Below are 6,560 nucleotides of genomic sequence, written 5' to 3'. Positions count from 1 at the left end.
TGTCTTTCTAATGAGTTGTTTAAGCACTTTTCATTGTAGGTCATATGGAACTTTTTTTCTACACTCAAAAGGCTCTATAATCTCCATGGTGGATTTACCCACTACAGAAATTATAGAGCCAAAAATAGAAGAAAAAACGAGAGAAGACAACTCTGATTCTCTCTCGATGTCAGTATCGTTCAACATTAGTTGATGATGAAGCCTCTGTTGATTCAGGTTAAAATTTGTTAATCAACTCAAAAATACCTAGTGACAAGAGTTTGTCAAAGATAAAAATGATGAGTGTGAAAAATGCGGTGTACTGAAGAATGGAAATATAGTCCTTCCATGCCTGTTTTGGTGTTGGCCAAGTGGTATCTCGTAAAACCTTAAAAATGCCCATGAGCTCTCCTATCGTGTTTCTTTATGTAAGGTGTACTGTTTACAATGCTTGCAAAATTTCTTGACTTCTAGCCGAGTGGGTTTTGGGTTGCTACTGACACTAATCGAGTAGTTACGGCTACCGCAATCTGTACAGGCTAGACTTGCTTTTTTTTGTGCCATAAGGCCTCCTTTTACACCCTATTCTATCATATCTGACAGCAATTGGCAACTTATCTGAAATAATTGATCAGCTGATTCCAGAGGTTCTGGGCTTTTTCTCTTAAACCTGAGTCGTCGACGGCTTGGCGAAGTTTGTCTGCGGCTTCTTGAGCTGATTGGCGAAGCCCATCGATGATGTCTTGAGATTCTGTTTGGCTGGCTTCATCAGTATATTCTGGGGCGATACCATCCAGCGCGTAGCTATTTTCCTCAGAAAAAGACGTGCCTGCCGTGTAAGGCAAGATATAGCTCGCTTGCGTGCTAAAGAGCTGTGGTGCCATATAAGCGTTAGCATCACTGAGGTAGTGGTTCTCATCGGTCTGCTCAAAGCCGACCCACTGGCTGATGACCACATCAGGCGTATAACCAATCACCCACTGGTCACCAACAAGCTCTGGGTTAAATGCTGTTTCGCTTGTTCCTGTTTTCCCTGCTAAGGTATAACCGTAGACATTGGCACGCACCCCTGTACCGTTTGAAAAAGTCCCCAGCATCATGCTGGTCATCTGGTCTGCTACAGCCTTGATCAAAATGCGCTGACTTGTCGGCTTGTAGGTTTTAATCACACGTCCGTCTGCTGTCTCGATTCGGGTGATGAGGTGGGCCTTAGGCATGACCCCGCCATTAGCAAATGTCGCATAAGCCTGCGCCATCTCTAACGGATTGGTCGTTACACTACCACCCAGCGCAATGCCTAATTCTCGATTAGCCTTATCCATCTCTAAGCCAAACTGTTTGCCATAAGCGATGGCTTGGTCAATCCCCATCTTCTCGGTCAAGTACACCGCTGGGATATTATAAGACTGGGCCAAGGCTTGATACATAGGCACATCCTCAGACTCATAACCGCCAAAGTTGTGTGGGGCATAGCCGTTAAAATCACGATGGCTATTCGGCAAGAGACTATCTGTTGCCCAGCCGTTGGCAAGAGCTGGCGCATAGACAATCAAGGGTTTAATGCTTGATGCCGGACTTCTCTCGGCTTGAGTTGCAAAGTTAAAGGTTCTAAAGGTCGGCTGTTCACTGCTATTGACACGACCGACCAGACCACGAACACCTCCTGTCGTCGGGTCTAGAGCCACGCTGGCCGCCTGCGCCTGACTGCCATCAATCTCAGATACAGGAATCAGCTCATCATTATCAAGCGTCTGTTGCATGCCACTTTGATAGTTCTGATCAAGCTCGGTATAAATCCGATAACCGTTGTTGACGATGTCTTTCTCACTCAAGCCATACATGGCAATCGCTTCATTGACCACCGCGTCGAAATAGGAAGGATAAGCGTAATTATCCACCTTGCCAGCATAGGTATCAGCCAAACGCTCTGCCATTGCTACCGCCATATGCTGGTCGGCAACTTCCTGACTGATGTAGCCTGCCTCTACCATGGACTGCAACACCGTATCTCGACGATTGGTGGCCTCTTCCAGAGAAGCATAGGGATTATAAATCTCTGGACCTTTGAGCATACCTGCCAAGGTTGCCGCCTCATCTAAACTCAGCTCAGCGGCTGACACCCCAAAGTATTTCTGACTGGCATCTTCCACGCCCCAGACCCCATTGCCAAAATAAGCGTGGTTGAGGTACATGGTCAAGATGTCGTTTTTACTGTATTTTTTGGTCAATTCTAGCGCCAAGAAAAATTCCCTGGCCTTACGCTTGATGGTCTGATCTTGAGTCAGGTAAGCATTTTTAGCCAACTGCTGGGTGATGGTTGAGCCTCCACCAGATTTCCCTAAAGTCAACAGCGCTAAAAAGGTGCGCTGAAAGTTAATCCCGCTATTGTCATAAAAGGTTCTGTCCTCTGTGGCAATCACTGCCTGCTCCAACTGGTCACTGATGGCATCTAGTTCGACATAGGTGCCTTTTTGACCAGACAGGCTGCCTGCCTCCTCATTGTTTCGGTCATAGATGACCGTGACAGCCTTTAGGGAAGCCTGAAGGTCAGAGACCTTGGCCGTTTTGGCTAGATAAAACAAGTAGCCTCCTACCACAAGACCAAACAACGCAGCCATGAGTAAGAGCACCTTGCCGACATGGTAACGGCGCCAGTAGCGACGAAGGGGATGGGATGTCGGTAACCGAAATCGGCTAAGTAGACTCGTCCTCTCATCTTGTTCCATGTCATCCTTCTGGCTACGTCGCCGACGGTAGGTCGGTTTTGCAGGCGGTTCTTCTGACAGCTGAGTAAAAACGACCGTATCCTCCAAGGAGACATCGCCATACTCATCACTCGCCTCGCTCGATGATGGCTTCAAAAATTTTTTCTTTAATAAATCTAATAGTGTCATAACCTGATTATAAAAAAAAACAGCAAAAAAGTCATATTTCTGCTGTAAAATGCCTCTTGAGCTAGTCTTTCTCTCCACATAAAAATGAGCAAGTAGTTTCATTGAGTGAGTGCCCCTATTGCTCATTTTTATAACGATACTTGACTTACCGCACTATGACTGTTCGACCAGCTTGTAATCTTCAACCTTGTACACTTTGTGACACAAACAGTCAATGTCTTCTTGATTGTGGCTAGCAATCAAAACAGTTGTTCCTTGTTTAGCCAGTCGCAAAAACAGATCTCTCATCTTCATCACAGCATCTGCATCCAAAGCGTTCATCGGCTCATCAAGCAATAACACCTTGGGATGCTCCATGATGGCTTGAGCGATGCCCATTTTCTTTTTCATGCCCAAAGAGAAGTGCTTGACTTTCTTATCCTTAAATGCCAGCAAATCCACCGCCTCCAGCGCACCTTCTATGACTTCCTTGGAAACGTTTTGGTTAATGCTCAATAGCAGAGCTAGATTATCGTAAGCCGTCAGCTCAGGCAAAAACGATGGTTCCTCAATCAGTACCCCAATCTTGTCCGCAAACCGTGTGGATGTCGCAACCTCTCTCCCATTGACCCAGACTTCACCCTCTTTTGGCTTTGCCAAGCCAGCAATGATTTTAAACAAGACCGACTTCCCAGAACCATTTTTACCAGTGATGCCCACGATTTCTCCAGAAGCAAAGGAGACGTTAAGCTGTTTAAAAATATCTTGCCTCCCAAAAGAGAACGACATCTCCTTAATCTCAATTGTCTTCATAGATGCAATACTCCTTTCTTAGTGATGTCAATAATGATGAAAAGTAGATTAGTAACGATGACCATTAACGGAACTGGACTTAATGTGAGCCAATCAGCCATGCCTTGCGATTGCATACTCAAATAAACCACGGTTGCGCAAGAGATGAGCGCCGCTGTTTGGGCATTTCTAAACACCCTAGATAAACAAAAATATAAACTGCTTGTTTGAGCAATGATGACTATCAACCTGATCATCTCCCTAAGAGAGAGCATGTGGCTGGTTCCGGATAAGAGGTAAAACACCTGAAAATAAAGCAACCAGTAAACAGCTCCCACCAAGGCGATATAGCAACTGATGTCCAACAAGTGTTTATATTGATTGCCCTGTCGCATAATGAGTAAACCAGTATAACTCTCTGTCATATCAATCTTAAACACAAATAAAAACAAGAACAAGAGAATAGGTGAGATGTGCTTAGCAATAAGGTAAAAATGGCGATAATTCAGCTGGTAGTAATCTAGCACACTCTCTTCAGCCTCCGTACCGAGCATATAGTGACCCGATAAATGAAGCAGGAAAAAGAACACCAGCACAGCAAGTACGATTTTTGGGGTTATATTTTTCTTGAACAAGACTGTTAACATCGCATCTCCTTAGTCTGTATAGTTCCGTCTTATCGCCAGAATATAGGTCATCGCTATCAAAGAAAGGTTACCAGACAGCCAGTACACCATGTTTTCCCAAACAGCTCCAACATGAACCGCTTGGTAGTGATAAATCGGTAGCAAGGAAAGAACAGGTGAGTAAATCGTCAATTTATAGATAAAGGATTGAAAGAAGATAAAAGCTATCATTAAAAATAAAGAAACCTTATCGCTGAAGAGCAGTCGGCAAAACTGATGAAGATTTAGCAAAAAGAATAAATAACAGTAAAAGTTAATTGCGACTAAGATAGTTTGACTAAGCAAGCTTCTGCCAAGAGACGGCTGTGCTGAAAACAGGTCTGTGTAGTGCTTAACCGTTTCTGGTGTCCATGCCACATTGACATTTGTTGTAAACATACCAATCAGGATCCCCATTAAAGCCAGTAAACAGACAAATGTTATCCCAAAAATGACCTGTACTAAGAACTGATGCCTAAATAACCGTTTTTTATCTTTGAAACGTAGTAGAGCTAGTTGGCTCGGAAAAAATAGTCTGGAGATAAAACTGCTACCGATTAAACAGACCAAGGGTACTCCCACAATAGCAGTGTATAAATCACTGGTCAGATAAAGCTGCCAGAGCCAAAAATTTTTTTCTGATGACGACAGATTAAATTGGAGAAAGCTGAAACTGATTAGGCAAAACAGCAGTAAGACATACACAACTAATTTTCTCTCATACCTCTGCCCCAAAAGCCTAATCATCCGTTGAATCATCAATGATCACTTCCTTTTTTAGTCTGAAAAACCCGACGACAAGCGTCACAGATAGGATTAGCAACAGCTGACCATAGACCGATAAAACATTAGCTGTCGTATTGGCGGTTAGATCAAACGTTGTGACTGGTTCAAATCTATCCAGTCTTATAAACGGAAAAACAAATGACGGGAGCAGGTATAAGCCAAAGGGAATAACGGCAGAAGCTAGCTTGTTACTGATAAAGAAAGTCGATACCAACCCGAGATTGGCATAGACCGCAGCAAAGATACCGCTGTTTATCACCGTGAGGATAGCATACAACATCTGATGCTGACGAAAAACAGACGACCACGCACCACCAATTTCACCGAAATACAAGCCTTTCTCAAATGGCAACATGATCCTATTGGTGAGTAAGAATAAGGTCAAGGGAAGCATGATAGACAGCGCTGACGCTAAACTATTAGACGCTATTTTCACAATATAGTAGGTTTTTAGAGTGGTTCTGGTCAGTATCCCATAAATCATATGGTTCTCCCTATCCTCCAAGTAAGCATTTGAGAACGGAAGACCTACAATCAGAGGTGCTACGACTGGCAAGATAGCACCTGACCCCAAAGAAAAGGCATATAAGAAGAGCGACACTCCCTTAAATTCAGCGATTGAATCCCAGCTACTCATCATTCCGATAAAGAGGCTGACTAATACCAGCAACATAGCTATAAGGTTCTTTTGAGATAAGACAGCTCGCTTTAACTCAGCTAAAAAATAACTTATCATATTATCGTCCTCAATAATCTATGATAACACCAAAGGAGAAGACAGTCGCCTCCTCCCCCTAAAATAAAATTACCGTTATATCTATTAATTTCTTATTGTGCGTCGGGACTCCAAGAACCCTGAGCTTGTACTTTTACAACCGTAGATACAGGTGTTGCAATACTCAATTTTGTCCCACTACCAATATATGCACCTGCACCTCCATGATAAGGCATATAAATAACATCTCCTGGCCCCATCTGATAGCTTCCGGTAATGTCCGCTCCAGTTCTTGAAAGCTGAATAGAGGTATTGATTCTCTTATTCCCCCCAATGGCATCGTTCTGATGTACTCCATTTGTATGATTTTCTTTATACAAAGTGGTCGTTGTAATATTTCCAAATCGAGGAATAGTAACATCGTAATCTCCAATTTGTCTTGCTGACACTTGGGAAATAACTACACCTATTCCCACAATTGCCAAAGCAGTAATACTGCTCTTTTTTAAAATATCTTTCATGTTATTAGTCCTTCTACTTATTATATTTCATATGAGAATTGCGATATAATAACGATAATTTTATAAACAAGGCATCAATTGGTCTACTTTTCCAACATCAAAGGTATTAGTTGTATTTTATTAGTTGAACTACTGTATCATTTGATTTTCTGCAACACTCAACTTGTTGAGACAGAAAGAAGATACGAACTGCGGTAATGCTTAATGTCTAAAGAACCAATGATTTTTT

The 6,560-nt window shown here is 42.9% G+C and carries 8 protein-coding genes; all 8 read right to left on the bottom strand.

Features of this window, described 5'->3' with window-relative positions:
• Positions 1-217: 217 nt before the first annotated feature.
• On the bottom strand, positions 218-394 hold the full coding sequence (gene secE, locus ACERC5_RS09720) for a preprotein translocase subunit SecE (RefSeq protein WP_026216633.1): 177 nt from the start codon (positions 392-394) through the stop codon (positions 218-220).
• A complete protein-coding gene (rpmG, locus tag ACERC5_RS09715) occupies positions 391-543 on the bottom strand; it encodes a 50S ribosomal protein L33 (RefSeq protein ID WP_373659653.1) in 153 nt (50 codons plus the stop codon). Before rpmG ends, secE begins: the two co-directional genes overlap by 4 nt.
• Positions 544-593: 50 nt before the next feature.
• Entirely contained in the window at positions 594-2,873 is a 2,280-nt protein-coding gene (pbp2a, locus tag ACERC5_RS09710) for a penicillin-binding protein PBP2A (protein WP_373660652.1), read from the bottom strand.
• A gap of 153 nt (positions 2,874-3,026) precedes the next feature.
• Positions 3,027-3,665: a heme ABC exporter ATP-binding protein CcmA gene (gene ccmA, locus ACERC5_RS09705; protein ID WP_373659651.1), complete on the bottom strand. Its 639-nt coding sequence runs from the start codon at positions 3,663-3,665 to the stop codon at positions 3,027-3,029.
• Positions 3,662-4,291, bottom strand: a complete 630-nt coding sequence (locus ACERC5_RS09700; protein WP_373659650.1) for a lantibiotic ABC transporter permease — start codon at positions 4,289-4,291, stop codon at positions 3,662-3,664. The genes ccmA and ACERC5_RS09700 overlap by 4 nt, the downstream gene beginning before the upstream one ends.
• Positions 4,292-4,300: 9 nt before the next feature.
• On the bottom strand, positions 4,301-4,726 hold the full coding sequence (locus tag ACERC5_RS09695) for a hypothetical protein (protein WP_373660651.1): 426 nt from the start codon (positions 4,724-4,726) through the stop codon (positions 4,301-4,303).
• Positions 4,727-5,048: 322 nt separating this feature from the next.
• Positions 5,049-5,768 carry an ABC transporter permease gene (locus ACERC5_RS09690; protein ID WP_373660650.1) on the bottom strand — a complete coding sequence of 240 codons (720 nt, stop codon included), beginning with the start codon at positions 5,766-5,768 and terminating at the stop codon, positions 5,049-5,051.
• 155 nt (positions 5,769-5,923) lie between these two features.
• A complete protein-coding gene (locus ACERC5_RS09685) occupies positions 5,924-6,331 on the bottom strand; it encodes a hypothetical protein (protein WP_373659647.1) in 408 nt (135 codons plus the stop codon).
• Positions 6,332-6,560: the final 229 nt, after the last annotated feature.

The organism is Streptococcus sp. E24BD (assembly GCF_041807825.1).
Taxonomy (GTDB): Bacteria; Bacillota; Bacilli; order Lactobacillales; family Streptococcaceae; genus Streptococcus; species Streptococcus entericus.
This window is presented reverse-complemented; position numbering and strand designations above follow the sequence as displayed.